This is a genomic window from Stutzerimonas stutzeri (assembly GCF_024448895.1).
GTDB lineage: Bacteria > Pseudomonadota > Gammaproteobacteria > Pseudomonadales > Pseudomonadaceae > Stutzerimonas > Stutzerimonas stutzeri_Q.
In genome coordinates this window covers 426,873-452,470 of sequence record NZ_JAMOIC010000001.1, presented here as the reverse complement: position 1 = coordinate 452,470, position 25,598 = coordinate 426,873, and the positions used below count along the sequence as shown (strand labels likewise).

General features: G+C 59.7%; 26 protein-coding genes. 22 read left to right on the top strand and 4 right to left on the bottom strand.

What is annotated here, in order from left to right:
• The first annotated feature begins 3 nt into the window (after positions 1 to 3).
• Positions 4 to 1,839 (top strand): GldG family protein, encoded by a 1,836-nt coding sequence (locus tag NA619_RS02080; RefSeq protein WP_255959431.1) that lies wholly within the window; start codon positions 4 to 6, stop codon positions 1,837 to 1,839.
• 243 nt (positions 1,840 to 2,082) lie between these two features.
• The gene (locus tag NA619_RS02075; protein ID WP_255959430.1) at positions 2,083 to 2,292 is read left to right on the top strand and encodes a cold-shock protein; all 210 of its coding nucleotides are present in this window, start codon (positions 2,083 to 2,085) and stop codon (positions 2,290 to 2,292) included.
• A 246-nt stretch (positions 2,293 to 2,538) separates the two neighbouring features.
• On the opposite strand, the gene NA619_RS02070 is transcribed toward NA619_RS02075, so the two are convergent.
• Complete coding sequence (locus NA619_RS02070) at positions 2,539 to 4,194, bottom strand: electron transfer flavoprotein-ubiquinone oxidoreductase (RefSeq protein WP_255959429.1); 1,656 nt, start codon at positions 4,192 to 4,194, stop codon at positions 2,539 to 2,541.
• Between the two features lie 332 nt (positions 4,195 to 4,526).
• Here NA619_RS02070 and NA619_RS02065 point away from each other — a divergent pair, with 332 nt between their 5' ends.
• The 7 genes from NA619_RS02065 (at position 4,527) to NA619_RS02035 (ending at position 10,433) form a co-directional block, all read left to right on the top strand.
• Complete coding sequence (locus NA619_RS02065) at positions 4,527 to 5,276, top strand: electron transfer flavoprotein subunit beta/FixA family protein (protein WP_255959428.1); 750 nt, start codon at positions 4,527 to 4,529, stop codon at positions 5,274 to 5,276.
• Positions 5,277 to 6,206 (top strand): electron transfer flavoprotein subunit alpha/FixB family protein, encoded by a 930-nt coding sequence (locus NA619_RS02060; protein ID WP_255959427.1) that lies wholly within the window; start codon positions 5,277 to 5,279, stop codon positions 6,204 to 6,206.
• A gap of 126 nt (positions 6,207 to 6,332) precedes the next feature.
• Positions 6,333 to 7,157 carry a substrate-binding periplasmic protein gene (locus NA619_RS02055; protein WP_255959426.1) on the top strand — a complete coding sequence of 275 codons (825 nt, stop codon included), beginning with the start codon at positions 6,333 to 6,335 and terminating at the stop codon, positions 7,155 to 7,157.
• A 48-nt stretch (positions 7,158 to 7,205) separates the two neighbouring features.
• Positions 7,206 to 7,517, top strand: a complete 312-nt coding sequence (locus tag NA619_RS02050) for a DUF4398 domain-containing protein (RefSeq protein WP_255959546.1) — start codon at positions 7,206 to 7,208, stop codon at positions 7,515 to 7,517.
• On the top strand, positions 7,514 to 8,320 hold the full coding sequence (locus NA619_RS02045) for an OmpA family protein (protein ID WP_255959423.1): 807 nt from the start codon (positions 7,514 to 7,516) through the stop codon (positions 8,318 to 8,320). The genes NA619_RS02050 and NA619_RS02045 overlap by 4 nt, the downstream gene beginning before the upstream one ends.
• A gap of 118 nt (positions 8,321 to 8,438) precedes the next feature.
• A complete protein-coding gene (locus NA619_RS02040) occupies positions 8,439 to 9,869 on the top strand; it encodes a PLP-dependent aminotransferase family protein (protein ID WP_255959422.1) in 1,431 nt (476 codons plus the stop codon).
• Positions 9,870 to 9,893: 24 nt separating this feature from the next.
• On the top strand, positions 9,894 to 10,433 hold the full coding sequence (locus NA619_RS02035; protein ID WP_255959421.1) for a hypothetical protein: 540 nt from the start codon (positions 9,894 to 9,896) through the stop codon (positions 10,431 to 10,433).
• A 200-nt stretch (positions 10,434 to 10,633) separates the two neighbouring features.
• Here the strand turns inward: NA619_RS02035 and NA619_RS02030 are convergent, their stop codons facing one another.
• A complete protein-coding gene (locus NA619_RS02030) occupies positions 10,634 to 10,801 on the bottom strand; it encodes a DUF2897 family protein (protein ID WP_255959419.1) in 168 nt (55 codons plus the stop codon).
• Between the two features lie 159 nt (positions 10,802 to 10,960).
• Between NA619_RS02030 and pyrF the strand changes: the two genes are divergently transcribed.
• The gene (gene pyrF / locus NA619_RS02025; protein WP_255959417.1) at positions 10,961 to 11,656 is read left to right on the top strand and encodes an orotidine-5'-phosphate decarboxylase; all 696 of its coding nucleotides are present in this window, start codon (positions 10,961 to 10,963) and stop codon (positions 11,654 to 11,656) included.
• Between the two features lie 27 nt (positions 11,657 to 11,683).
• Here the strand turns inward: pyrF and NA619_RS02020 are convergent, their stop codons facing one another.
• Positions 11,684 to 12,688 (bottom strand): NADP-dependent oxidoreductase, encoded by a 1,005-nt coding sequence (locus tag NA619_RS02020; RefSeq protein WP_255959415.1) that lies wholly within the window; start codon positions 12,686 to 12,688, stop codon positions 11,684 to 11,686.
• A gap of 215 nt (positions 12,689 to 12,903) precedes the next feature.
• On the opposite strand from NA619_RS02020, the gene NA619_RS02015 reads away from it, so the two are divergent.
• Positions 12,904 to 13,665 (top strand): SDR family oxidoreductase, encoded by a 762-nt coding sequence (locus NA619_RS02015; protein WP_255959413.1) that lies wholly within the window; start codon positions 12,904 to 12,906, stop codon positions 13,663 to 13,665.
• On the opposite strand, the gene NA619_RS02010 is transcribed toward NA619_RS02015, so the two are convergent.
• Positions 13,666 to 14,877, bottom strand: coding sequence for a benzoate/H(+) symporter BenE family transporter (locus NA619_RS02010; RefSeq protein WP_255959411.1), 1,212 nt, complete (start codon positions 14,875 to 14,877; stop codon positions 13,666 to 13,668). It lies immediately after the preceding gene.
• A gap of 303 nt (positions 14,878 to 15,180) precedes the next feature.
• Between NA619_RS02010 and fliE the strand changes: the two genes are divergently transcribed.
• The 11 genes from fliE to fliL all read left to right on the top strand — a co-directional run bounded on the left by fliE (position 15,181) and on the right by fliL (position 25,595).
• Positions 15,181 to 15,510 (top strand): flagellar hook-basal body complex protein FliE, encoded by a 330-nt coding sequence (fliE, locus tag NA619_RS02005; RefSeq protein WP_255959409.1) that lies wholly within the window; start codon positions 15,181 to 15,183, stop codon positions 15,508 to 15,510.
• 14 nt (positions 15,511 to 15,524) lie between these two features.
• Entirely contained in the window at positions 15,525 to 17,312 is a 1,788-nt protein-coding gene (fliF, locus tag NA619_RS02000) for a flagellar basal-body MS-ring/collar protein FliF (protein WP_255959407.1), read from the top strand.
• Complete coding sequence (fliG, locus tag NA619_RS01995; protein ID WP_255959405.1) at positions 17,305 to 18,324, top strand: flagellar motor switch protein FliG; 1,020 nt, start codon at positions 17,305 to 17,307, stop codon at positions 18,322 to 18,324. The genes fliF and fliG overlap by 8 nt, the downstream gene beginning before the upstream one ends.
• Positions 18,325 to 18,341: 17 nt before the next feature.
• Positions 18,342 to 19,130: a flagellar assembly protein FliH gene (fliH, locus tag NA619_RS01990; RefSeq protein WP_255959404.1), complete on the top strand. Its 789-nt coding sequence runs from the start codon at positions 18,342 to 18,344 to the stop codon at positions 19,128 to 19,130.
• A complete protein-coding gene (fliI, locus tag NA619_RS01985) occupies positions 19,120 to 20,478 on the top strand; it encodes a flagellar protein export ATPase FliI (RefSeq protein WP_255959403.1) in 1,359 nt (452 codons plus the stop codon). Before fliH ends, fliI begins: the two co-directional genes overlap by 11 nt.
• 3 nt (positions 20,479 to 20,481) lie before the next feature.
• Entirely contained in the window at positions 20,482 to 20,934 is a 453-nt protein-coding gene (gene fliJ, locus NA619_RS01980; RefSeq protein WP_255959402.1) for a flagellar export protein FliJ, read from the top strand.
• Between the two features lie 168 nt (positions 20,935 to 21,102).
• Positions 21,103 to 21,408, top strand: coding sequence for an STAS domain-containing protein (locus NA619_RS01975; RefSeq protein WP_255959401.1), 306 nt, complete (start codon positions 21,103 to 21,105; stop codon positions 21,406 to 21,408).
• Positions 21,408 to 23,111 carry an ATP-binding SpoIIE family protein phosphatase gene (locus NA619_RS01970; RefSeq protein ID WP_255959400.1) on the top strand — a complete coding sequence of 568 codons (1,704 nt, stop codon included), beginning with the start codon at positions 21,408 to 21,410 and terminating at the stop codon, positions 23,109 to 23,111. The genes NA619_RS01975 and NA619_RS01970 overlap by 1 nt, the downstream gene beginning before the upstream one ends.
• A 76-nt stretch (positions 23,112 to 23,187) precedes the next feature.
• Complete coding sequence (locus NA619_RS01965) at positions 23,188 to 23,496, top strand: Hpt domain-containing protein (protein ID WP_423836789.1); 309 nt, start codon at positions 23,188 to 23,190, stop codon at positions 23,494 to 23,496.
• Positions 23,497 to 23,629: 133 nt separating this feature from the next.
• Positions 23,630 to 24,862 carry a flagellar hook-length control protein FliK gene (locus NA619_RS01960; protein WP_255959398.1) on the top strand — a complete coding sequence of 411 codons (1,233 nt, stop codon included), beginning with the start codon at positions 23,630 to 23,632 and terminating at the stop codon, positions 24,860 to 24,862.
• A 202-nt stretch (positions 24,863 to 25,064) separates the two neighbouring features.
• Positions 25,065 to 25,595: a flagellar basal body-associated protein FliL gene (gene fliL / locus NA619_RS01955; RefSeq protein ID WP_255959397.1), complete on the top strand. Its 531-nt coding sequence runs from the start codon at positions 25,065 to 25,067 to the stop codon at positions 25,593 to 25,595.
• Positions 25,596 to 25,598: the final 3 nt, after the last annotated feature.

Genomic DNA, 25,598 nt, shown 5'->3' with positions numbered 1-25,598 from the left:
CACATGAAACGAGTGATGTATTCCGGCGCCGGGCTGCTGCTGATCGCATTGGCTTTCCTGGCCTTCAACGCTTTTTCCAGTCTGGTGTTCACCGATGCGCGGCTCGACCTGACCGAGCAGAAGCTCTACACCATCTCGAACGGTACCGAGAGCATTCTCGAATCCCTCGAGAAACCTATTGAGTTGAATTTCTTTTATTCCGATGACGCAACCAAGGATCTGGTTGTGCTGCGCAACTATGCGCGGCGTGTGGAAGAACTGCTGCGTGCCTACGACCGTGAAGCCGGGGGGAAGCTGACGCTGAAGGTGATCGATCCTGAACCTTTCTCCGAAGACGAAGACCGTGCAGCCGAGCTCGGCTTGCAAGCCGTGCCGCTGAATCAGGGTGGCGACAAGGTCTATTTTGGCCTGGCCGGTACCAACGCTGAGGGTCAAACGCAGAGCATCCCGTTCTTCGCGCTGGATCAGGAGGAATTTCTGGAGTACGAAGTGAGCCGGCTTGTACAAAGCCTGGCGTCGGCTCAAATGCCTGTGGTTGGCATTCTTTCCGGTCTGCCGCTGACCGGTGGTTTCGACATGCGTACCCAGCAGGCGACGCCTCCGTGGATGGTGCTGGAAAACATTCGCCAGCTGTTTCATATCGAGATTCTCAAACGCGACATCGACATGATTCCGGCCAACGTGTCGGTACTGATGCTGGTCCATCCCAAGGATCTGTCGGAACAGACGCTGTATGCCATCGACCAGTTCGTCATGCGCGGCGGCAAGTTGCTGGCATTCGTCGACCCTTTGAGTGAAGCCGATCCGGGTATGGGCATCGGCCCGGGTGAGTTTGGCGAGGGCAGGGCATCAGACCTCGATCCGTTGTTCGAGGCCTGGGGCGTGCGGATGCCGTCCGGCCAGGTGGTGGCGGATGCCTCCTACGCAATGTCGGTAGGTGTTGGTGCCGAGCGCCGGCCTGTCAGGCACCCGGGCTGGCTGAGCCTGCCACAAGGCACCATGGATAATGACGATGTAACCACGGCCTCGCTGGAAAGCCTGACCATGGCGACTTCCGGCTTTCTGGAACCGTTGGAAGACGCCACCACGCAGTTCTTGCCGCTGATCCAAAGCTCCAGTTTTGCCATGCCGATGGACTCGGAACGCTTCGCGACACTGGAAAACCCCGAGGAGTTGCTGCGTGATCTGGAGCCTACAGGCGAGCGTTACACGCTTGCGGCGCGAATCCAGGGTTCAGCTAAGTCCGCTTATCCTGACGGCATCGAAGGCCGCCAGGATGGACTGAAAGAGGCTGCAAACATCAATGTGATCGCAGTCGCCGACTCGGATGTTCTGGCTGATCGCATGTGGGTGCAGGTGCAGGATTTCTTTGGTCAGCGCATGCCGCAGCCCTGGGCTGATAACGGCACCTTCGTGGTCAATGCACTGGATAATCTCTCGGGGTCCGACGCACTGATCAGTGTTCGTTCACGCGGTCGCTTCGCTCGTCCGTTCGTGGTCGTTGAGGAACTGCAGCGCCAGGCCGAGAACCGTTTCCGGGAGAAGGAGCAGGTGCTGCAGCAGCGCCTGGAAGCAACCGAGGCGCAACTTTCCGAGCTGCAAGGTCCTGACGCGGACGGCGCGGTCGAACTTTCCGCCGAACAGCAGTCCGCTCTGCAGGGCTACATGCAGGAGAAGCTGCGTATCCGCAAGGAACTGCGCGAAGTGCGTTACCAGCTAAATGCCGATATCGACGGGTTGGGGCGTGTACTGAAGTTCTTCAACATTGCCCTGGTTCCGCTGGTCCTGACGCTCGGAGTCCTGCTCGCATGGCTATGGCGCAGACGCAGGGCTGGCTGATTGAGCGGTCTGCAAGGTGCGTCCAGCCTGTGAGGGCCGTAGATAGGGGCAGATCACGTCCCCCCTCATGAACTGTAAAAACTGGAAGACGACAATTCTCCCTGTTCTATACTCGTTCGCTGATCACGCTGAAACATGCTTGTCACGCCTGCTTCGCTATATTGGCGCAGGCGGACTCGACAAGGTCAGGCCTGATCGTCCTCCCCGCGTGGGGAATAATAAGAATCGAGTTGGAGAAGTAGGATGGCTGAGCGCGAAACCGGAACCGTCAAGTGGTTCAATGATGCCAAGGGTTATGGATTCATCCAGCGTGGCAATGGTGCGGATGTGTTTGTGCATTTCCAAGCAATTCGTGGCGATGGCCACCGCTCTCTGGCCGAAGGTCAGCAGGTGGAGTTCTCGGTCACTCAGGGTCAGAAAGGCCTGCAGGCCGAGGACGTGGCAGGGCTCTGAGCTTCAGCTATGGCTGAATAGCTGCAGGTCTTATGACCGAACCCCAAGAAAAGCCCTGGTTATGACCAGGGCTTTTCTTTTTTGGGAGAAGTCATTGATGCCACCCAATCCGTTCAGTCGCTCGGTGACGCATCGCGAGCCTTCAAGCAATGAAGCCGCGCAGGCGGAGCATCGAAATCGTCGCCGCGCCATAACGAAGAACCCCGCCAACAGGCGGGGTTCTTCAACGTCTCCATCAGTGCGCTATTACATGTTGGGGTAGTTAGGTCCACCGGTGCCTTCAGGGGCTACCCAGGTAATGTTCTGCGCCGGGTCCTTGATGTCGCACGTCTTGCAGTGCACGCAGTTCTGCGCGTTGATCTGGAAACGCTTGCTGCCGTCGTCGTTAGCTACCACTTCGTAAACACCTGCCGGGCAGTAGCGCTGGGCGGGCTCGTCATACATGGGTAGGTTCTTATCGATCGGAATGCTCGGATCGGTCAGTTTGAGGTGAACGGGCTGCTCTTCTTCATGGTTAGTGTTGGAGAGAAACACCGAACTGAGCTTATCGAAGCTGAGCTTGCCGTCAGGCTTTGGATATTCGATCTTCTTCGATTCGGCAGCGGTTTTCAGGCATGCGTAATCCGGCTTGGTATCGTGCAGTGTGAAGGGAATCTTACCGCCGAAGATGTTCTGATCGATGAAGTTGAACGCGCCACCCTTGACGGTCCCCCACTTGTGGATCGCCGCTCCGAAGTTACGGCTCGCCTGCAGTTCCTCATAGAGCCAGCTGGACTTGAAGCCTTCTTCATAACCGGTCAGCTCATCGCCCCCTTCACGGCCGGCGAACAGCGCGTCAGCGACCGCTTCGGCAGCCAGCATGCCGGATTTCATGGCGGTATGGCTGCCCTTGATCTTGGCGAAGTTCAACGTACCGGCATCACAACCGATCAGTGCGCCACCATTGAAGACCATCTTCGGCAGCGAGTTGATACCGCCTTTGGAGATCGCGCGCGCACCGTAGGACACTCGCTTGCCGCCCTCGAGGTACTGCTTGACCACCGGATGATGCTTGTAGCGCTGGAACTCGTCGAAAGGCGAGAGGAACGGGTTGCTGTAGGACAGATCGACGATCAGGCCGACAACGACCTGGTTGTTCTCGAGATGGTAGAGGAAGGAACCACCCGTGTTCTCGTCGTCCAACGGCCAGCCCGCTGTATGCACGACCAGACCCTGCTCATGCTTGGCAGGATCGATGTCCCAGAGCTCCTTGATGCCAATCCCGTAATGCTGCGGATCAACGTTGGCGTTTAGCTGGAACCGATTGATCAGCTGCTTGCCGATATGGCCTCGGCAGCCCTCGGCGAACAGGGTGTACTTGGCTCGCAACTCCATGCCCGGTGTGTACATGCCTTCTTTCGGATTGCCCTCGCGGTCTACGCCGAGGTCACCGGTAAGGATGCCGCGAACGATCCCCTGTTCATCAATGAGCGCTTCCTGAGCTGCGAAGCCAGGATAGATTTCGACGCCGAGATTTTCCGCCTGCTGGGCCATCCAGCGGCATAAATTACCCAGGGAGATAATGTAGTTGCCCTCGTTATGCATGGTCTTGGGGACCAATACGTTGGGCAGCTTGCGAGCGGCTTCGGCGCTCTTGAGCAGGTAGATATCGTCACGCTTGACTGGGGTGTTCAGCGGGGCTTCAAGCTCTTTCCAGTTGGGGAACAGCTCGGTCAGCGCGCGAGGCTCGAACACGGCACCAGATAGAATGTGGGCGCCTACTTCGGAACCCTTTTCAACGACGCAGACGCTAATTTCCTTTCCGGCATCGGCGGCGCGTTGCTTCAGTCGGCAGGCAGCGGACAGGCCCGCGGGGCCGGCGCCGACGATCACTACGTCGAATTCCATGTATTCGCGTTCCATTGGCTATCTCCTACTCAAGGCTTGATTATTTTATAGATAGTGGAGGGCTGGATCGTGATCCCTGATCAAGCCGAGCTGCCGCATTATATATAGACGCCTGAAAGGGTCCAATACAAACGTTTGTTTGAATTTCTTCCAAGCCTGCTAGAATCCGGAAACTGCGGCTTATGACGGGTCATTTGCGTTGTTGACCCCGGTTGATGCCAGCAGTCAAGATACGTGCAGTTTTGTGCTCGCCGAACAGGTCTGAAGGCAGAAATTATGCCCGGTCCTGGAGCATGGCTCGGTTCGCCTCGGCGAAATTCTATTCACCGGAGAGTAACGAGGAATCCATGAAGATTCTTGTAGCTGTCAAACGAGTGGTCGATTACAACGTCAAGGTTCGCGTCAAGGCGGACAACTCCGGCGTCGACCTCGCCAACGTCAAGATGTCGATGAACCCCTTCTGCGAAATCGCTGTAGAAGAGGCGGTACGCCTTAAAGAGAAGGGCGTAGCAAGTGAAATCGTCGTGGTTTCCATTGGTCCAACTGCAGCTCAAGAGCAGCTGCGCACCGCGCTGGCACTGGGTGCTGACCGCGCCGTGCTGGTCGAGTCGACCGAAGAGCTCAATTCCCTGGCAGTAGCCAAGCTGCTAAAAGCCGTTGTCGATAAGGAACAGCCACAGCTGGTAATCCTGGGCAAGCAAGCCATCGACAGCGATAACAACCAGACCGGCCAGATGCTCGGCGCACTGACCGGCTTCGCCCAGGGCACCTTCGCTTCGAAGGTTGAAGTTTCCGGCGATAAAGTGAATGTCGAGCGCGAAATCGACGGTGGCGCACAAACCGTTGCGTTGAACCTGCCGGCTATCGTGACCACCGACCTGCGCTTGAACGAACCGCGCTACGCGTCGCTGCCGAACATCATGAAGGCCAAGAAAAAGCCGCTCGAAGTCCTGACTCCAGATGCATTGGGTGTAGCCACGACTTCCACCGTCAAGACCCTGAAAGTCGAAGCGCCTGCCGCACGCAGCGCGGGTATCAAGGTCAAGTCCGTAGCGGAACTGGTCGAGAAACTGAAGAACGAGGCGAAGGTACTCTAAATGACTATCCTGGTTATCGCTGAACACAACAATGCCGTTCTGGCTGCTGCCACTTTGAACACCGTGGCTGCGGCCAAGGCGATCGGCGGCGACATTCATGTGCTGGTAGCGGGCGCCGGTTGCGCGGCCATCGGTGAAGCGGCAGCTCAGATCGAAGGTGTATCCAAGGTTCTGGTTGCCGATGATGCCGCTTATACCAATCAGCTTCCTGAAAACGTCGCGCCACTGATCGCTGGTCTGGCGAAGGATTATTCCCACGTACTGGCTGCTGCAACTACCAACGGCAAGAACTTCCTGCCGCGTGTTGCCGCCCAGCTGGATGTCGATCAGATCTCCGAGATCATCGCTGTTGAAAGTGCTGATACTTTCAAGCGTCCTATCTATGCCGGTAACGCCATTGCCACCGTGCAATCCAGCGCGGCGATCAAGGTCATCACCGTGCGGGCTACCGGTTTCGATCCGGTCAATGCTGTAGGCGGTTCGGCATCGGTGGAGCAGGTTTCAGGTACAGGTGATGCCGGTGTTTCCGCATTCGTTGGTGAGGAACTCGCCAAGTCCGATCGTCCTGAGCTGACCGCTGCAAAGATCGTCGTATCCGGCGGTCGTGGGATGCAGAACGGCGACAACTTCAAACATCTGTATTCGCTGGCGGACAAGCTGGGCGCTGCTGTTGGCGCTTCGCGTGCTGCGGTCGATGCGGGCTTCGTTCCGAACGACATGCAGGTTGGTCAGACTGGCAAAATCGTTGCTCCGCAGCTGTACATCGCGGTGGGCATCTCTGGCGCCATCCAGCACTTGGCTGGCATGAAGGACTCCAAGGTGATCGTTGCGATCAACAAGGACGAAGAGGCGCCGATCTTCCAGGTTGCCGATTACGGCCTGGTAGGCGATCTGTTCGAGATTCTGCCGGAGTTCGAGCAGCTGGTTTAACCAAGCCGCTCGCCGAAAAAACCCGCTCTCGTAGCGGGTTTTTTTTGGGGCGCTTGGCGATGCTGGCCGGTGGTAACATTCGCACGACCTACGGGCGCTTGCCCGATCCGAACGATGAGGTAACCCATGCGATGTGCCGTTCTGCTGAAGTCCGCTTTGTTTGCTTTGCTCGCCACAACCTCCTTCACGGCGAGCGCGGCAGCTGCAAAGTGCGACCGGCTGATCGCCACAGGTGGAGCGAACAATCCGCCGTTTCTCTGGCGTGATCCGCAGAACCCCAAGCGTCTGGTTGGCGCCAATGCCGACTTGCTGAAGCAGATCACCGACTCACTCGACCTCAAGCTCGAAATGCTCTACACCGGCGACGCCGCCAAAGCGCTCGAGCAGGTGCGCAGTGGGCGGGTCGACGTGCTTGCCGATGCGTTGCTTGATCAGGAGGAGCTCGCTTATCTGGACTTCGTTCACCCGGCCATCGCTTCGATGCAGATGTCGGCCTGGGTTCGGAACGATCCAGGTTTTCTTTATTCGAGCCGGAACGAGCTGATGGGTCGCTCAGGTACCTCTATCGCTACAACCCGTTTCGATAGAGCATTCGAGCGCTTTGCCAAGGAAAACCTGCGTCTGCGCTCGGCGCCCAGCCTGGAAGACGCCTTGCAGAAGCTGATAGCAGGGCAGACTGACTATGTATTGCATGAGCGGTACAGCACTGTGGCCCAGGCCGGGCAGCTTGGGTTGCTCGGCGACATTCAGCGGCTGGAGCCGGCGGTATCGAGTCGCGGCTTGCACTTTGCAGTTGCGCATGACTCGGCTTGCAACGGGCCGTGGCTGCGCGGACAGCTGGCGATAAAAATGACAGAATTGCGTGCCGCCGGGGTGCCAGAGCAGCTGCTGGTAGAAAACCTCGAGCGCTGGAAGCAGCAATCGAACCCAGCCGGCAAACCGAAACGCTAGGACCTTCATGTGAATAAAACGCTTATCTTGGTGCTCGTACTGTCTGCGATGGTCGGATGCGTCAGTGATCCCGCACCCAACGAGCAGCTGCGCCTCACCGAGCAGGCCCTGACTCAGGCGCGCTCGGCTGGCGCCTCGGAGCAAATGGCGGAGCTGACGCAAGCCGAGGAGAAATTGGCCGCTGCGATCGCAGCGATGAAGGATGCGGACTACCGAGAGGCACGTTTGCTGGCTGAGCAGGCTGAACTGGATGCCCGGCTGGCTGAGGCCCGGGTGTTGAACGAAAAAAGTCGATTGGAGATGGCTGAATTGGGCCGTCGCATCGCGCGCCTGCGTGAGCAACTGGGAGCCATTCAGTGAAGCGGGCCGCTCTTGCCTCAGTCATCCTGATAACCGTCGCTGCCGTGCAGGGCTGTTCGAGCCAGCAATCGCAGCAGCACCTGGATCAGGCTTTGATGACATTTGAATCCGTCAACGCCGATCAACAGGTGGCACTTGACGCCCCCAAAGATGTGGTTCGCGCGAGCGAGTCACTGGAGCGAGCCAAACGCTTCGCCAGCTACTGGGGCAGCGCTGAAGACGTCATTCATTACGCATACCTCAGCCAGCGCTATAGCGAGATTGCGCTTCAGCACAGCGAACAGATGCAGAACCAACGTCGGACGACCCAGTTGGCGATGGAGCATGAGCGTCTGCGGCAAGCCGTTCAGCAAGCCAAGCTGCTCGATATGCAGGACCAGGGGCGTTGGCTGGAAGATCTGATGATCAGCCTGGCGGCTACCGAAACGGATCGTGGTCTGGTCATGACGCTTGGCGATGTACTGTTCAAAGCTGCGAGCGCCGATCTTGGGCCATCTGCAAACAGTACGCTGCTCAAGGTTGTTCATTTTCTGCAGCTCAACCCCAAGCGCAGAATCCGGATTGAAGGCTATACCGACAATCGTGGTGACGCGGCAGAGAACCTCGCCTTGTCAACGGCGCGTGCGCACGCAGTCGGCGAGTTCTTGCAGAGTCTTGGGGTGGATGACACGCGCATCGAGGTGGTGGGTTACGGCGAACAGTTCCGTGTAGCCGAAAATGCCTCGGCCCGCGGGCGGGCACAGAATCGGCGAGTCGAGATTCTCTTTTCTGACGAGAAAGGCCAGTTAGGCAATCCGCGCTGATTTCTCGCCCAATCTGCAAACGTAACCGACTGTGTCGGCTAGTTAGCCGCTAACTGTATTGCTCGGCCATAACAGTGTTGTACTACTGTTATGGTTCAGTTGGCGGGAGACGGATCAGATGACCAATCTGTTGCTTTATCAGCGCATTGCGCATCAGCTTGCCGAAGATATTCGGCAAGGCGTTTATCGCCCGGGCGAGCGTGTGCCCTCCGTGCGCAAGATGAGCATGCAGCTGAACGTGAGCCACGCCACCGTGCTGCAGGCTTACGCCAATCTCGAAGACCAGGGGATGATCCGCGCGCGTCCGCAATCGGGATTCTATGTTCACCACACGCCCGCCCTGACTGCGCCCACGCCTGATATTGCACAGGTGGAGCGGCCGACCCTGGTTACTCGCAGCAGCATCATCAATCAGGTACTGAGCGAGTCGAGGCGTGACGGGCTGATCCCGTTGGGTGCTGCGGTGCCGCATGTAGATTATCTGCCGGCACGTGCGCTGCATCAGCAGCTTGCCAAGGTCACCAGATTCCAGAGCCAGCGCGCATTCAGCTATATGTTCAGCCCTGGCTATGAGCCCTTGCGCCGGCAAGTTGCGATTCGTATGCGCGACGCCGGGGTGGTGGTCGGACCGGAGGAGGTGGTGATTACGCACGGCTGCGTTGACGCATTACAGATGTCGTTGCGCGTGTTGACCAAGCCCGGAGACCTTATTGCTGCCGAGTCGCCCAGTTATTACGGTTTGCTCCAGCTCGCTGATCTGCTTGGGCTCAAGGTAATCGAGATTCCCTGTGATCCTGACACCGGGCTCAGCCTCGAAGCGCTGCAGCTCGCGGCCAGTCAATGGCCCATCAAAGCACTGGTGTTGACTGCCCGTCTGAGCAACCCACTCGGTGGGAGCATCCCCGACGCACGGCAGAAACAGTTGCTTAAATTGGCGGCGAATTTCGACATCCAGATTGTCGAAGACGATATCTATGGCGAATTGCTGTTCGACGTCGGATCGATCCGGGCGCTTAAATCCAACGATGTCGAAGGTCGAGTGATCTACTGCTCGAGTTTCTCGAAAACGATCTCGCCGGGCGTTCGCATTGGCTGGATCGTCCCGGGGCGCTATCGAGAAGAGATTCAGCGGTTGCAGACGTTCAGCACGCATTCGGCCTGCAGCGTTACGCAAATGGCGGTGTCCTCGTATCTGGAAAATGGAGGTTACGACCGGCACCTCAGGTACATCCGTCACGAGTATCGGAAGAATCTCAGCGCCGTGCAGTTGGCGGTGCAGCGTTACTTTCCGGAGGGCACTCAGATGACGCGGCCAACCGGCGGCTTCATTCTCTGGGTCAGCCTGCCGGCCCGGGTCAATACCAAGGAGCTTCATGTGCAAGCCCTGGAGCGCGGCATCAGCATTGCGCCGGGGCTTATATTCAGTAACACCGAGCAGTTCAATCATTGTGTGCGGCTCAATTGCGGTTTGCCGTGGTCAACTGAAGCAGAACGGGCATTGAAGACTCTTGGCGAACTCGCAGGAGAGCTTTGCCGACAGTCGAACTGATCGGATATGAGGAGACGCTAGCTTATGAAATGGTTGAGTCTGCCGCTGGCGCTGCTTCTGCTCAGCGCATGTGACAACGACAAGCTCCCCCCTCGCCCCGAGCCACCGGCTACGCCCAGAGTGGAAACGCCTGCCGACCCGCCGGAACCGGCTGTCTCTGTGATACCGGAGTCGGATCTGGAGGAAATGGCAGGGGATGATAGTGACGAGCCTCCTGAAATTCAGGTCGAGCTTGAGCCGATTGCTGAGGGCGATCCAAAGGAGCTGCCGTCCGAGCGAATCGCCACCGCACCTCCGGCTAAGCCAGCTGCTCCGAAGATCAAGAAGAAGGTTGCGGTAGAAGATGTCGAAGTACCCGAGGCGGAGCTGGATTTGAGCCTTCCCGAAGACTGGGCGGAAGATGCCGAGCCGGAGCAGAGCGCTGCCTCGATGAGCTTGTTGCCACCTCTCTTCGAAGGGGAGCGTGCTCGCTCCGTGCAGTTGACCGGCAGTCTCCTACCCCCGCTGGATGGAGATGACGCGCTGATCGATGGTGCGCAGCTGAACTTCGAACTCAAGCGCTGACCGGAGCTCCCGGGTCGCGCCGGATTTGGCTGGGGCTAGGGCTGCTGCCAGGGTGTGCAACCAATCGCCTGGCTACGGGACAGCGCACTTAACAGTGACCTCAGATCAAGTGCTGGGTCCATCGAACACGCTGCGACCGATTGAGACCGCCCGGCTAGTCGGTTGACCGCGGGCAAACCTCATACGTATTGACGACAAGCCTATCGGTTACGCGCATCCTCGGCGTCTGCTTCGGCATTGCGCTGAGCGATACGCTGTTTCTGTTCGTCAGTAAGCGGAATCTTCCGTGCGCCCGCGCGCAGCATCAACAGGCCGCCGACAATGGTGCCGATTACCAGTGCCAGCAAAAGCCAGATATACCAAGGCATGTTTATCTCCTGAACGAATTGGACTGCGTTCAACCTTACGCCACGCCAGTTGGCAGCGCCATTGCGCGGTTGATGAGCTGGCAGTAGGCGCTTCGCCTGAAGCCGCATCGCTGTTGGATTTCTGCGACAATGCGCGCCGAATTTTGCCGAGGATTTTTCATGCCCTGCCAGACTCCGATCATCGTTGCGCTCGATTTCCCCACTCGTGATGCCGCGCTGGCGTTAGCCGGACAGCTCGATCCGGCACTGTGCCGCGTGAAGGTCGGGAAGGAGTTGTTTACCCGTTGCGGTCCGCAGATTGTCGAGGCGTTGCAGGCCAAAGGTTTCGAAGTCTTTCTCGATCTGAAATTCCATGACATTCCCAACACCACGGCGATGGCGGTTCAGGCGGCCGCGGAGCTCGGTGTGTGGATGGTCAATGTGCATTGTTCGGGCGGGCTGCGAATGATGGTCGCGTGTCGTGAAATGCTTGATAAGGCGAATGGGCATACGCCACTGCTGATCGGCGTCACGGTGTTGACCAGCATGGAGCAGGCGGACCTGGCTGACATCGGCCTGGATATGGCACCTCAGGAGCAGGTGTTGCGCCTCGCGGGGCTGGCGGCACAAGCAGGACTGGATGGACTGGTCTGTTCGGCCCATGAGGCTCGGGCATTGAAGAGCGCCTATGCGCAACTGCAGTTGGTGACACCGGGTATACGCCCAGCTGGCAGCCAGGCGGACGACCAGCGTCGGATCCTCACTCCGACAGAGGCGATGGTGGCGGGATCGGATTATCTGGTAATCGGCCGCCCGATTGCTCAGGCGGCCGATCCGGCTCAGGCGCTGGCTGCTGTGGTTGCCGAGCTTGCCTGAACCTGGCGTAGCTGAGGTGGCTGAAGGTCAGCTGACCTTCAGCACCAGCTTGCCGAAATTGCCTCCGGTGAACAGCTTCATCAGCGTCTCGGGGAAGGTCTCCAGCCCCTCGACGACGTCTTCCTTGCTCTTGAGCTCGCCGCTCTGCATCCAACCCGCCATGTCCTTCATGGCTTCGGGATAGCGCGAAACATAGTCCATGACCACCATGCCTTGCATGCGTCCGCGATTAACCAGCAGCGACAGGTAGTTGGCAGGCCCTTTGACCGCTTCCTTGTTGTTGTACTGGCTGATGGCGCCACAGATGACGATGCGGGCGCCGACCGCAATGCGCGTCAGAACCGCGTCGAGGATGTCTCCGCCCACGTTGTCGAAATAGACATCGACGCCTTTCGGGCATTCGCGCTTGAGTGCAGCGTGCAGGTCTTCGTTCTTGTAATCGATGGCGGCGTCGAAGCCGAGCTCTTCGGTCAGGAACCGGCACTTGTCGGCGCCACCGGCAATGCCGACCACGCGACAGCCTTTGATCTTGGCGATCTGCCCTGCGACGCTACCCACTGCGCCTGCTGCACCGGAAATCACGACAGTTTCGCCCGACTTAGGCTCGCCGACGGATAACAACCCGAAGTAGGCGGTCATGCCGGTCATGCCCAGTGCTGACAGGTAACGCGGCAACGGCGCCTGTTTCGGGTCGACCTTGTAAAAGCCTTTCGGCTCCCCGACGAAGTAATCCTGCACACCAAGCGCGCCGTTGACGTAATCACCTTCCGCATAGCCGGAATGATTGGACGCGATGACCTTGCCGACGCCCAGCGCCCGCATCACCTCGCCGATGCCCACCGGGGGAATATAGGATTTGGCATCGTTCATCCATCCGCGCATGGCCGGGTCGAGCGACAGATATTCGTTCTTGACCAGGATCTGATTCTGGCCAAGCTCGGGCAGGGGCTTTTCAACGAGCTCGAAGGTTTCGCGGTCTGGCGCGCCGACAGGGCGTTTGGCCAGCAGAAATTGGCGGTTGGTCTTGTCCATGGAAGCCTCTTGTTTGTGCAAAAGGTTGGTTTAGCCTTCCGTAGGCGTCACTGCAAGCAAGACGGGAATGTTGGAATGCATTGGCATCCGCGTGAGTGATATCGCCAGCTCCTGCTTAATAGCCGGCAAAGTTGCCGGTATAACCATGACCAGCGTTAGGTTTGTGGTCACGTTCGGACTCACTGCCTTTATATTCATTCGATCAGGGTATCTACATGAGCATGAGTTTTTCCGGTCAGGTTGCGTTGGTTACAGGCGCTGCGGCGGGTATCGGTCGAGCGACGGCGCTGGCGTTCGCCGAGCAGGGCCTGAAAGTGGTTGTCGCGGATCTGGAAGAGGCGGGCGGTGAGGCGTGCGCAGAAGCGATCCGTGAAGCAGGCGGTGAAGCCATCTTCGTTCGCTGCGATGTCACGAAGGATTCACAAGTCAGGGCGATGGTCGAGCAGGCGGTGGCGACTTACGGGCGTATCGATTACGCGTTCAACAATGCCGGTATCGAGATCGAGCAGGGCCGCCTGGCTGAAGGCAGCGAGGCGGAGTTCGATGCCATCATGGGCGTAAACGTCAAAGGCGTCTGGCTGTGCATGAAGTATCAGCTGCCGGTAATGCTGGCCCAGGGCGGTGGGGCTATCGTCAATACCGCTTCGGTTGCCGGCCTGGGAGCGGCGCCGAAGATGAGCATCTATTGCGCATCCAAACACGCGGTCATCGGCCTGACCAAATCAGCGGCCATTGAATATGCGAAGAAAAAGATCCGGATCAATGCGGTTTGCCCGGCCGTGATCGATACGGACATGTTTCGGCGAGCCTACGAGGCGGATCCGCGCAAGGCGGAATTCGCCGCGGCCATGCATCCGGTGGGACGCATCGGCAAGGTTGAAGAAATCGCCTCGGCGGTGCTTTATCTCTGCAGCGATGGCGCCGCCTTCACCACCGGACACGCGCTTGCCGTGGACGGCGGAGCTACCGCGATCTGATCACCGCGATGGTTCGGCCTGAGCCTTTGGCGCGCTGACAATCAACAGCGTCAGCACGCCGGCAACCAGCCCCCACAGCGCCGAGCCGATGCCGAAGAGCGTCAGCCCAGATGCGGTCACCATGAAGGTAATGAGCGCCGCTTCGCGCTCCCGGGGCATTTGCATGGCCTGGGTCAGCCCGCTGCCGATCGAGCCGAGCAGCGCCAGCGCAGCGATGGACAGTACCAGCGCCGAAGGAAATGAGGCGAACAGTGCGGCCAGCGTGGCGCCGAATATGCCAGCGATGCCATAGAACACACCACACCACACGGCTGCGGTGTAGCGTCTTGCGGGGGCCGGATGCGCCTCCGGGCCACTGCATATGGCCATTGTGATCGCTGCCAGATGAATGCCGTGAGAGCCAAAGGGCGCCAGCAGTACCGAAGCGATGCCGGTGACCGAAATAAGCGGCGAGGCCGGCGCCTGATAGCCCTCTGCGCGCAGTACCGCCAGTCCTGGCATGTTCTGCGAGGCCATAGCGATCACGAACAACGGAATACCGATGCTGAAGATCGCGGCGAACGACAGGCTTGGCGTGGTCCAGACCGGTACGGCAATCTCCATACTCAGCTCGCGAAAGTCCAGCAAGCCCAGTGCGGCCGAGAGAACGCAACCGACCACCAGTGCTGAAAGGACGGCGTAACGGGGCATCAGCCGCTTTGCGATCAGATAGCTGAAGAACATCCCCAGCACCAGCAGAGGCTGTACCTCGACTGCGCGAAATATCTCGCTGCCGATATTGAACAGAACACCCGCCAGTAAAGCCGCCGCCAGCGACGCAGGCACTTTGCTCATCAATCGCTCGAAGCTACCGGTAAGCCCGCACAGCGCGATCAATGCAGAGGCAAAGATAAAGGCGCCGATAGCTTCCCCGTAGGGCACGCCCGGCAGGCTGCTGATCAGTAGCGCGGCGCCGGGCGTCGACCAGGCGATGACCACCGGCGTTCTATAGCGCATGGACAGGCCGATGCTGCAGATCGCCATGCCGATCGATAGCGCCCAGATCCAGGATGAAATTTGCCCACCCGTTAGCCCTGCGGCCTGCCCGGCCTGGAACATCAGTACAAGCGAACTGGTATAGCCGGTGAGCATGGCGATGAAGCCGGCCACGACGGTGGACGCGGAGCTGTCCCTGAAGAAATGGCGGTGAGCCGGCGGAGTGGCGGAGGTCATCGTCTGGTTCGTATCCGGTTGATGGGCGTGCATGGAGGTGGGCGGGAGGCGTGCTGGTCAACGATCCGCCAGCGGCCGCGGCATGTTCCCTGCTAGCTGTGAATGCAGGCTATGCCAGCGATAGATCTAAGTCGCGGTACAGCCGCCGGGTTGATTTGCGTAACAGTAGCTGGCCATTACCGATGCCATTCGTCTCCTGTCATTCCCTCAGCCGCGTCTTCCTCGCAAACACTGGCACCGATGTTGCTATTACCTCTATGCCTGCTGCGAGGCGTCAAAAAAACCGCAGCTGTTGGAGGAATGATGAGTCAGGGTATCGAATTCAATCGCTTGATGCTGGAAATGCGGGCCATGCAGACCGATGCAATGGCACGTTCCAAGCCTGTGACTGCGGCTCCTGAAGTGGGTGCGCCCAGCTTTTCCGACATGCTCGGCCAAGCCGTCAACAAAGTGAGCGAAACCCAGCAAGCATCCAACCAGCTATCCACTGCCTTTGAAATGGGGCAGGGCGGCATCGATCTGACCGAAGTCATGATTGCGTCGCAGAAAGCCAGCGTTTCCTTCCAGGCCATGACCCAGGTGCGTAACAAGTTGGTCCAGGCTTATCAAGACATCATGCAGATGCCGGTTTAAGGCAGGGTTGAATAATGGCTGAAGCGCTTAGCAAGGTTCCCGTACCGGTCGACTCGGATACTCCGAAGAAGCCGCTGCTTGGCCTGTCTTTCCTTGAAAACCTGTCCGACATGTCGATGCTGCGGCAGATCGGCCTGCTCGTCGGGCTGGCTGCGAGCGTGGCCATCGGTTTTGCCGTGGTGCTCTGGTCCCAGCAGCCGGATTACCGTCCGTTGCTCGGCAGCCTCGCCGGAATGGACGCCAACCAGGTCATGGAAACCCTGACGGCGGCCGACATTTCCTACACCGTTGAGCCCAACTCCGGCGCCTTGCTGGTCAAGGCCGACGATCTCGCACGTGCACGCCTGAAACTTGCCAGTGCCGGTATCGCGCCGACCGACAGCAATATCGGTTTTGAAATCCTCGATAAAGAGCAGGGCCTCGGCACCAGCCAGTTCATGGAAGCCACCCGCTATCGTCGCGGCCTCGAAGGCGAACTGGGCCGCACCGTATCGAGCCTCAACAACGTCAAGGCCGCTCGCGTGCACCTGGCCATTCCCAAGAGTTCGGTGTTTGTTCGTGACGAGCGCAAGCCAAGCGCATCGGTACTGGTTGAGCTTTATCCCGGCCGCAACCTCGAGCCGAGCCAGGTAATGGCGATCATCAACCTGGTTGCCACCAGCGTGCCCGAGCTGACCAAGTCGCAGATCACTGTCGTAGACCAGAAAGGCAACCTGCTGTCCGATCAGCAGGAGCTCACCGAGCTGAGCATGGCTGGCAAGCAGTTCGACTACAGCCGTCGCATGGAGAGCCTCTACACCCAGCGCGTGCATAACATCCTGCAACCGGTACTGGGCAGCGGCCGCTACAAGGCAGAAGTATCGGCCGACGTGGATTTCAGCGCCGTCGAGTCAACCTCCGAAACCTTCAACCCGGATCAACCGGCTCTGCGCAGCGAGCAAAGCGTCAGCGAACAGCGTCAGAGCAGCCTCGGTCCGCAGGGCGTGCCGGGCGCGCTGAGCAACCAGCCTCCGGGGCCTGCTGCTGCCCCCGAGAACGCCATTGCTGGTGCGGCTGGTGCAGCTGGCGCCATCGCTTCGGGACAACCGCTGCTCGATGCCAATGGTCAACAGGTCATGGATCCTGCCACCGGTCAGCCGATGCTGGCGCCCTATCCGGCTGACAAGCGTGAGCAAGCGACCCGCAACTATGAACTGGATCGCTCGATCAGCTACACCAAACAGCAGCAGGGGCGTCTGCGCCGCTTGTCGGTCGCGGTGGTACTCGACGATCAGATGACGGTCTCTGCAGAAGGACAGGCCACTCGTGTGCCGCGGACCGCCGAAGAGTTGGCGCGCTTCACGCGCCTGGTGCAGGACGCCGTCGGTTTCGACGTCAGCCGTGGCGACAGCGTCAGCGTGATCAACGCGCCGTTCGCGCCTGATACGTTTAACGAGGCCTTCGCCGACGTACCTTTCTACTCGGAGCCATGGTTCTGGGACATCGTCAAACAGGTGCTCGGTGTACTGTTCATCCTGGTGCTGGTGTTTGGAGTGTTGCGTCCGGTCCTGAACAACCTGACCAACGCCGGCAAGAGCAAAGAGCTGCAAGCGGTTAGCGATGATGCAAGCCTCGGCGATATGGAAGGCATCGATGGTGCGTTGAGCAGTGACCGAGTAAGCCTGAGCGGGCCGCAGAGCATCATGCTGCCGAGTCCGACCGAGGGATACGATGCGCAATTGAATGCCATCAAGAATCTGGTAGCAGAAGATCCGGGCCGGGTGGCTCAGGTCGTCAGAGAGTGGATCAACGCAGATGAGTGATGCTCGAGTTCCCGCCAACAAGCTGAACAAGGTCGACAAGGCTGCGATTCTGCTGCTGTCTCTGGGTGAAGCGGACGCGGCGCAGGTCCTGCGTCACCTCGGCCCGAAGGAAGTGCAGAAGGTCGGCACGGCCATGGCGCAGCTGCGCAATGTGCAGAAGAATCAGATCGAACAGGTGATGGGCGAGTTCGTCGAAATCGTCGGCGATCAGACCAGTCTCGGCGTGGGTTCGGATGGTTACATCCGCAAGATGCTGACTCAGGCGCTGGGCGAGGACAAGGCAGGCGGCCTGATCGATCGCATCCTGCTGGGCGGCAACACCAGCGGTCTGGACAGTCTGAAATGGATGGAGCCGCGTGCCGTCGCTGACGTGATCCGCTACGAACACCCGCAGATCCAGGCCATCGTAGTGGCCTATCTGGACCCTGACCAGGCGGGTGAGGTGCTCTCGCACTTCGATCACAAGGTGCGGCTCGATATCGTGCTTCGCGTATCCTCGCTGAACACCGTGCAACCAGCGGCGTTGAAAGAACTCAATCTGATCCTGGAAAAGCAGTTCTCGGGCAACTCCAACACCACACGTGCAACGCTGGGCGGCGTCAAGCGTGCGGCGGACATCATGAACTACCTCGACAGCTCGGTCGAAGGCCAGCTGATGGATGCCATCCGCGATGTGGACGAGGATCTTTCGTCGCAGATCGAGGACCTGATGTTCGTTTTCGACAATCTTGCCGATGTCGACGACCGGGGCATTCAGGTGCTGATGCGCGAAGTATCCTCCGATGTACTGGTCATGGCGCTCAAGGGCGCGGACGAGGCGATCAAGGAAAAGATCTTCAAGAACATGTCCAAGCGTGCCGGCGAATTGCTGCGCGACGACCTGGAAGCGAAAGGGCCGGTGCGCATCAGCGAAGTCGAAGGCGCCCAGAAGGAAATCCTCACCATCGCCCGCCGAATGGCCGAAGCCGGAGAAATCGTGCTCGGTGGCAAGGGCGGCGAAGAAATGGTCTAGCAAGGCACTGAGAACCAATGTCCAAGGAAAACCCCAGCGACGTCATCCGCGCCAAAGACGTCAATGTCTTCGATCGCTGGGCCTTGCCGAGCTTCGATCCGCACGGCGCAGCGCCGGACGAGTTGGAGCCGGTTGCACAGCCGATGCCCGAGGAAGAGCTGTCGCGCAGCGAAGACGTCCCGTTCGAGGAAGTCAAACCGCTGACGCTCGATGAACTCGAGGCGATCCGGCAGGAGGCTTATAACGAGGGCTTCAGTACCGGCGAAAAAGATGGTTTTCATGCCGGCCAGCTAAAGGCTCGCCAGGAAGCGGACGCTGCGCTGGCGCCCAAACTCGCAAGCCTCGAGCAGTTGATGACGCAACTGCTCGAGCCCATCGCCGATCAGGACCGTAACCTCGAACACGCCATGGTCACATTAGTCAGCCAGCTGGCGCGTGAGGTCATTCAGCGCGACCTGCTGGTCGACTCCAGCCAGATCCGCCAGGTATTGCGCGAAGCGCTGAAGTTGCTGCCTATGGGCGCCAGCAACGTTCGCATCCATATAAACCCGCAGGACTTCGAGCTGGTCAAGGCGCTGCGCGAGCGCCACGAGGAAAACTGGAAGATCGTCGAAGACAGCGATCTGCTGCCAGGCGGCTGCCGGATCGAGACCGAGCAGAGTCGGATCGACGCCAGTGTCGAGACCCGCCTTGGTCAGGCCATCAGCCAGCTGTTCGAGCAGCAGCGCGAGAACGCCACCAGCCCGCCCGAAGCCGATCTGCATCTGGAGTTGGGCGCTGGCGTGGAGCATCCCGATGCGCCTTGAACGCACCAGTTTCGCCAAACGCTTCGAAGCCTACGGCGACGCAATCAAGCTTCCCAGTCAACCGATCCTCGAGGGTCGGTTGTTGCGTATGGTTGGCCTCACTTTGGAGGCCGAAGGGTTGCGTGCGGCGGTCGGCAGCCGCTGCCTGGTAATCAACGAAGACAGCTACCATCCGACTCAGGTCGAAGCTGAAGTGATGGGCTTTTCCAGCGGCAAGCTGTATCTCATGCCGGTCGGTAGCCTTGCGGGAATTGCGCCGGGTGCGCGGGTCGTGCCACTGGCGAACACCGGTCGCCTGCCGATGGGAACCTCGATGCTGGGGCGCGTGCTCGATGGCGCGGGCCGTGCGCTGGACGGCAAGGGCGGTATGAAAGCCGAGGACTGGGTGCCGATGGATGGCCCCGTGATCAACCCGCTCAAGCGCCATCCGATCAGCGTTCCGCTGGACGTCGGCATCCGTAGCATCAACGGCTTGCTGACCGTCGGCCGTGGCCAACGTCTGGGTCTGTTCGCCGGTACCGGTGTGGGTAAATCAGTGCTGCTCGGCATGATGACGCGTTTCACCGAGGCCGACATCATCGTGGTCGGGCTGATTGGCGAGCGTGGTCGGGAGGTTAAGGAGTTCATCGAGAACATCCTTACCGAAGAAAGCATCAAGCGTTCGGTCGTCGTCGCCTCACCCGCCGACGACGCGCCGCTGATGCGCTTGCGCGCGGCCATGTACTGCACGCGCATCGCCGAATACTTCCGCGACAAGGGCAAGAACGTTCTGCTGCTCATGGATTCCCTCACACGCTTCGCCCAGGCCCAGCGCGAGATTGCCCTGGCCATTGGTGAGCCGCCAGCGACGAAGGGTTATCCGCCATCGGTATTCGCCAAGCTGCCGAGTCTGGTGGAGCGCGCCGGCAATGCGGAGGAGGGTGGCGGATCGATTACTGCGTTCTACACCGTACTGTCAGAAGGCGATGACCAGCAGGACCCGATCGCCGACGCCGCGCGTGGTGTGCTTGACGGGCACTTTGTGCTGTCCCGCCGCCTGGCGGAGGAGGGGCACTACCCAGCCATCGACATCGAGGCCTCGATCAGCCGGGTCATGCCGCAGGTGGTCAGCGCCGAGCATATGCGCAATGCCCAGCGCTTCAAGCAGCTCTGGTCGCGCTTTCAACAGAGCCGCGACCTGATCAGCGTCGGCGCCTATGTTCCGGGCGGCGATCCGGAAACCGACCTCGCTATCGCCCGGCAGGCTGAGATGGTTCGCTATCTCCGGCAGGGCCTGAACGAAGCCGAGGGTCTGGCTCAAAGCGAGGCTTCGTTGAGCCAGGTCTTCAGTCCCAAGGCCGCGGGCTAACCGATGGCGGCGAGCCGTGCGGTGCGTCTGGCGCCGGTGATCGACATGGCCGAGCGTGCCGAGCGCGACGCCGCCCGGCTGTTCGGCCAGGGGCAGACGCAGTTGGCTCAGGCCGAATCCAAGCTGGGCGAGCTGCAGCAGTATTTCGGCGACTATCAGCAGCAGTGGATGACCCAGGGCAGCCTGGGCGTGTCCGGCCAGTGGTTGCTCAATTACCAGCGCTTCCTGTCTCAACTTGAATCGGCCATCGGGCAGCAGCAGCGCAGTGTGGACTGGCATCGCAGCAATCTCGACAAGCTGCGCGAGCAATGGCAGCAGCGACGCGCGCGGCTCGATGGGTTGCGAAAGCTGGTCGATCGCTACCTGCAAGAAGCAAGAACAGCTGCAGACAAGCGCGAGCAGAAATTGCTCGACGAATTTTCGCAGCGTCTGGCAAGCAGGCCGAAACAGGAATGAAGCTTGCTGTGGCGGGTTTTGAATGCTAAATCTTCATGCAGCTCGCGCGCTGCGATACCGCTGCTCATCTGACGCAGGCGCAACTTGGCTACGCGTCAGCCCGGCGAGGCGCCACCGCCGGACAGCAGCATCGCAGCCACCGTTACCGCTTAGGATCAGGAGTATTAAATGACCATCAGTTCACAGCTATCGGCAGATGGACAGGAGCTGACGATTACCATCCAGGGGCGCTTCGATTTCAACACTCATCAGGCATTCCGCGACGCCTATCAGCGCGCTGGTGACGCTCCCCGCCGTTACGTGGTCGACCTCAGTGGCGCAACCTATCTCGACAGTTCGGCGCTTGGCATGTTGCTGTTGTTGCGTGATCACGGCGGCAGCGACAAAGCCGACATCCACCTGATCAACTGCAACCCGGACGTACGCAAGGTCCTTTCGGTTTCCAATTTCGAACAATTGTTCGCGATAGCCTGATGCCAGGCCGGCTCTCCATACTCATCGCCGAGGATGGTGCGGCCGACCGCATGCTGCTGGCCGCCATCGTCAGCCGTCAGGGGCATCGGGTGTCGACGGCAGCAAATGGTGCCGAGGCTGTCCGCCTTTTCGAGAGCGAGCGGCCCCAGTTGGTGCTGATGGATGCATTGATGCCGGTGATGGACGGCTTCGATGCGGCAAGAGAGATCAAACGCCTGGCCGGCAACGAGCTGGTACCCATCATCTTCCTCACCTCCCTGACGGAAAACCAGGCGTTGGTGCGCTGTCTCGAAGCGGGTGGCGACGACTTCATTGCCAAGCCATACAACCCGATCATTCTTGAAGCGAAGATCCAGGCCATGCACCGCCTGCGTCGCCTGCAGGCGACTGTGCTCGAGCAGCGAGATCTGATCGCCAGGCGCAATCAACAATTGATTGACGAGCAGCGCGCGGCCAAGGCGATCTTCGACAAGGTTGCCCATGCGGGTTGCCTGAACGCTCCGAATATCCGCTACCGGCAGTCCCCACGCGCGCTGTTCAACGGTGATCTGCTGCTTGCTGCACAGGCGCCTGCCGGGCGCATGTTCGTGCTTCTCGGAGACTTCACCGGCCACGGCTTGCCAGCGGCGATCGGCGCCATGCCACTGGCGGAGACCTTCTATGGCATGACCGCCAAGGGCTACTCCAGCAACGAAATCATTCGCGAGATCAACGCCAAGCTAAAGCTCATTCTGCCAGTCGAGATGTTCTGCTGTGCCACGTTGCTGGATATCAACCTCGAGCAGGGCATCCTTCGCGTCTGGAACGGCGGCCTGCCGGACGGCTATCTGCTCAAGGCGGATGGCGAGCGGCTGGCGCTGCGCTCCAGGTTTCTGCCGCTCGGCGTGCGTGATGTGTCTTCATTCGATGACAGCTTCGAGACGTTGCCGATCTCCATTGGCGATCGGCTGTTGCTGATGTCCGACGGCGTGCTGGAAAGCTTCAATGCTGACAACGAGTTATTCGGCGAACACCGGTTGCTCGCAGTGATGGACGCAAACCGTGATCCGGCAGCCCTGTTTGACGACATCGAAGAAGCGCTGCATGCCTTCCACGGTCAAACCCTTGACGACCTCAGCCTGGTCGAAGTGAGTCTGATCGCCGATGACAACGCACTTGCCCATCCGCAGCTCGATAGCTATCCGAAGAACGCTCGGGATCTGAACGCGCGGGACTGGACAACTCAGTTCGAGCTGCGCCCTGGCAGTTTGCGCATGGCCAACCCGCTGCCGATGGCCATGCAGTTGCTGCTGCAGATCGCCCCACTTCGACCGCGTGCCGGGATCATCTATATGGTGCTCACTGAGTTGTATGCCAACGCCCTGGAGCACGGGGTGCTGCTGCTTGATTCAGCCCAGAAGTGCGATGCGGCGGGATTTGCCAATTACTACGAAGAGCGCCAACGACGGTTGAGCGAACTCAGTGAAGGCTTCGTGTCCATCGATCTGAGTGTGAAGTCGGACGGTCCCACCGGCTGTCTGCGCATTGCCGTGCGCGACAGCGGCCCGGGCTTCGACGTGCAGACCGTGTTGAACAAGCAGTACTGCGCCGAGGGCCTGGGTGGGCGCGGCTTGCGCATGATTCGGCAACTGAGTGAGCGCTTCTACTGGACGCCGGATGGCAAGGTGTTGAGCGTGGAGTTTCACTGGGGCGGTCATGCATAATCGGCCGTTTCCTGCCAGGAGCCTTTCCGTGGCCGATCATCTGGACAGCGACGTGCTGGCGACGCTTCAGGACGTGATGGAGTCGGAGTATCCGGTGCTGCTGGACACTTTTCTCGTCGACTCTGAAGAGCGGCTGCGCCTGCTGCAGAGTGCCTGTCAGAGCGGCGAAGCGGAAAAGCTGCGTCAGGCGGCGCATAGCTTCAAGGGGAGCTGCAGCAACATGGGCGCGACGCTGCTGGCAGAACTTTGTCGCGAGATGGAGGAGATGGCCCGGCGTGAACGGCTCGATGAAGCCCCGGAGCTGATCGAGCGCATCGAAAGGGAGTTTGCCATCGTGCGCATTCTCTATCGTGCCGAACGCCAGCGCTGGAGCGCATCCAGCTGATTGCTGCCGGTCAGGCGTGGCATTCGGCTCTGGCGTTTTGCCCCTCATTAGAGCTCGCTAATCATCAGCGCTGCGTCGATGGCCTGGAGTTTGCTTAGGGATCTGCACGATCCCATTCTCAGCGGAAAGATCCATGGCCGTTTCCCCCGATCTGTTGCTCAACATCAAGGCCCCGACTGCAGCCGCCAAGGCGGCGAACGCCGCCCCTAAAGCAGCCTCTCAGCCCAGTAAAGACGGGGCGTCCAGCTTTGCCAACGTCTACGCCAAAGAGCGCCAGGGTAAGCCTGCCGAGGCTCAAAGCGCGTCGACCAAGCCGAGCCGGGACAAGCCAGTCGGCGAGAAGCCGAGTCAGGAAACCGACAAGGCAATCGGCACCGACAAGCCGGTTGCCAGCGAGCCCGGCAAAGACTTGCCCGTCGAGGCAGAGGCGCTGGACAACGAGATCGCGAACCCCGAAGTCGAGCTTGATCCACTGCTGCTGTTTGGCATGGGTGGACTGGGTGAGGCCAGCAAGGAGCTGCCATCCGATCTGCCGCCGACAGGCGACGAGTTTCTGGCTGGTCTGGCTCTTCCGCAGGTAGCGATTGAAGGCGACATGGAAGCCGAAGGCGAGACACCGCTAACCGGACAGCAGAAGCTGGACATGCAATCGGCCACTCAGAAGAGCCCATTTGCAAGCTTGCTGCCGCCAGACGAGGCGTCTCTGGAAACCCAGGAGACGCTCTCGGCCAGCCTGCTCGGCGAGGAGCTCAGCGAAGAGTCAGACGAAAGCACCCTCGAAGAGGGCTTCGGCGAGCTGCTTGAGAAGCTGGACGCGCCCAAGGAAAACCGTACGAGCGCCGCTGATGCTGCGATCAACCGACTCAATCCTTTGACTCAGGCCATCGCCCAGCAGAATCAGGCGCAGCAGATTCAGAAGCCGCCGGTGGTGCCCGGGCAGCCGGTCCAGATGCAGCAATCCGGCTGGACCGAAGCGGTGGTCGATCGCGTGATGTGGTTATCCAGCCAGAACCTCAAGTCAGCCGAGATCCAGCTCGATCCCGCGGAGCTTGGTCGTATGGAGGTTCGGATCGACATGAACAAGGATCAGACTCAGGTCACCTTCATGAGCCCGCATGCGAACGTGCGTGATGCGCTGGAAGGCCAGATGCAGCGACTGCGCGACAGCTTCGCTCAACAGGGCATGAGCATGGACGTGAACGTATCGGACCAGTCCCGGGGCTGGAGCAACGAAGGCAGTGAGCGGCGCGGTCGCGGTGTTGCCGGCGGGTCGGATGCTGGGGATGAGGAAATCGTTCAAGGAACGATGGAGATAAACACCGGACGCATGGGAGGCGACCGCGGTCTGGTGGACTATTACGCCTGATGCCGGGCGGCTTATCGAAACCGGGCTTCGCGCCCGGTTTTTTGTTGGCGGCACCGCGCAGCGCGGGGACTGTTCGTCCGCTTATCAAACACGGCGTATGGCAATCGTTTACGCCGCTCCCTCCCTGACCGATACTTTGGCACAGCAGTTGCTCGTAACGTTTTGATGCGAGTGAAAACCCTCGATATGACGGATATTTGGCATGGCGAAGAAACAGGGACCTCCAGACGTACCGAGTCCTGGGGCTGAGGCCGGTGGGAAGGGCAAGCTTAAACTGATCATCTTCATCGTTATTGGCTTGCTGTTGGCGGTCGGGCTGTCTGTCGGCGGGACTTTCTACTTCATGTCCCGAGGCGGCGAGAAACCACCGGCCGATGAAGCTGCCGATGCGCAAGCTGCACCTCAGCGACAGGCGGCGATTTACGAAGTGCTGGCGCCGGCCTTCATAGTCAACTTCCCCAACACCGGCGGTCGCCAGCGCTACATGCAGGTAAGCGTCGCGTTGATGTCACGCGATCAGGCTGCGCTGGACGGACTGAAGGAACACATGCCTCTGTTACGCAATCAACTGGTCATGCTGTTTTCCAGCCAGGATTTTGCCAGCCTTACAACGCCGGTCGGTCAGGAGATGCTTCGCCAGGAGGCAACGGCTAGTGTTCAGGAACTGGCACAAAAGGAAATCGGCAAGCTCGCGATCGAGCAAGTACTGTTCACCAACTTCGTATTGCAATAGGGG

Bases quoted from the DNA above. Each gene is read 5' to 3' on its own strand.
- NA619_RS02050 (WP_255959546.1), top strand. From the start codon at position 7,206: ATGGTCGGATGCGTCAGTGATCCCGCACCCAACGAGCAGCTGCGCCTC.
- NA619_RS02070 (WP_255959429.1), bottom strand. From the start codon at position 4,194: ATGGAACGCGAATACATGGAATTCGACGTAGTGATCGTCGGCGCCGGC.
- pyrF (WP_255959417.1), top strand. From the start codon at position 10,961: ATGCCCTGCCAGACTCCGATCATCGTTGCGCTCGATTTCCCCACTCGT.
- NA619_RS02080 (WP_255959431.1), top strand. From the start codon at position 4: ATGAAACGAGTGATGTATTCCGGCGCCGGGCTGCTGCTGATCGCATTG.
- NA619_RS02040 (WP_255959422.1), top strand. From the start codon at position 8,439: ATGACCAATCTGTTGCTTTATCAGCGCATTGCGCATCAGCTTGCCGAA.
- fliJ (WP_255959402.1), top strand. From the start codon at position 20,482: ATGGCGGCGAGCCGTGCGGTGCGTCTGGCGCCGGTGATCGACATGGCC.
- fliH (WP_255959404.1), top strand. From the start codon at position 18,342: ATGTCCAAGGAAAACCCCAGCGACGTCATCCGCGCCAAAGACGTCAAT.
- NA619_RS02075 (WP_255959430.1), top strand. From the start codon at position 2,083: ATGGCTGAGCGCGAAACCGGAACCGTCAAGTGGTTCAATGATGCCAAG.
- NA619_RS01965 (WP_423836789.1), top strand. From the start codon at position 23,188: ATGGAGTCGGAGTATCCGGTGCTGCTGGACACTTTTCTCGTCGACTCT.
- NA619_RS01975 (WP_255959401.1), top strand. From the start codon at position 21,103: ATGACCATCAGTTCACAGCTATCGGCAGATGGACAGGAGCTGACGATT.
- NA619_RS02055 (WP_255959426.1), top strand. From the start codon at position 6,333: ATGCGATGTGCCGTTCTGCTGAAGTCCGCTTTGTTTGCTTTGCTCGCC.
- fliG (WP_255959405.1), top strand. From the start codon at position 17,305: ATGAGTGATGCTCGAGTTCCCGCCAACAAGCTGAACAAGGTCGACAAG.
- NA619_RS02015 (WP_255959413.1), top strand. From the start codon at position 12,904: ATGAGCATGAGTTTTTCCGGTCAGGTTGCGTTGGTTACAGGCGCTGCG.
- NA619_RS02035 (WP_255959421.1), top strand. From the start codon at position 9,894: ATGAAATGGTTGAGTCTGCCGCTGGCGCTGCTTCTGCTCAGCGCATGT.
- fliL (WP_255959397.1), top strand. From the start codon at position 25,065: ATGGCGAAGAAACAGGGACCTCCAGACGTACCGAGTCCTGGGGCTGAG.
- NA619_RS02010 (WP_255959411.1), bottom strand. From the start codon at position 14,877: ATGACCTCCGCCACTCCGCCGGCTCACCGCCATTTCTTCAGGGACAGC.
- fliE (WP_255959409.1), top strand. From the start codon at position 15,181: ATGAGTCAGGGTATCGAATTCAATCGCTTGATGCTGGAAATGCGGGCC.
- NA619_RS02020 (WP_255959415.1), bottom strand. From the start codon at position 12,688: ATGGACAAGACCAACCGCCAATTTCTGCTGGCCAAACGCCCTGTCGGC.
- NA619_RS01970 (WP_255959400.1), top strand. From the start codon at position 21,408: ATGCCAGGCCGGCTCTCCATACTCATCGCCGAGGATGGTGCGGCCGAC.
- NA619_RS02060 (WP_255959427.1), top strand. From the start codon at position 5,277: ATGACTATCCTGGTTATCGCTGAACACAACAATGCCGTTCTGGCTGCT.
- NA619_RS02030 (WP_255959419.1), bottom strand. From the start codon at position 10,801: ATGCCTTGGTATATCTGGCTTTTGCTGGCACTGGTAATCGGCACCATT.
- NA619_RS01960 (WP_255959398.1), top strand. From the start codon at position 23,630: ATGGCCGTTTCCCCCGATCTGTTGCTCAACATCAAGGCCCCGACTGCA.
- NA619_RS02065 (WP_255959428.1), top strand. From the start codon at position 4,527: ATGAAGATTCTTGTAGCTGTCAAACGAGTGGTCGATTACAACGTCAAG.
- fliI (WP_255959403.1), top strand. From the start codon at position 19,120: ATGCGCCTTGAACGCACCAGTTTCGCCAAACGCTTCGAAGCCTACGGC.
- fliF (WP_255959407.1), top strand. From the start codon at position 15,525: ATGGCTGAAGCGCTTAGCAAGGTTCCCGTACCGGTCGACTCGGATACT.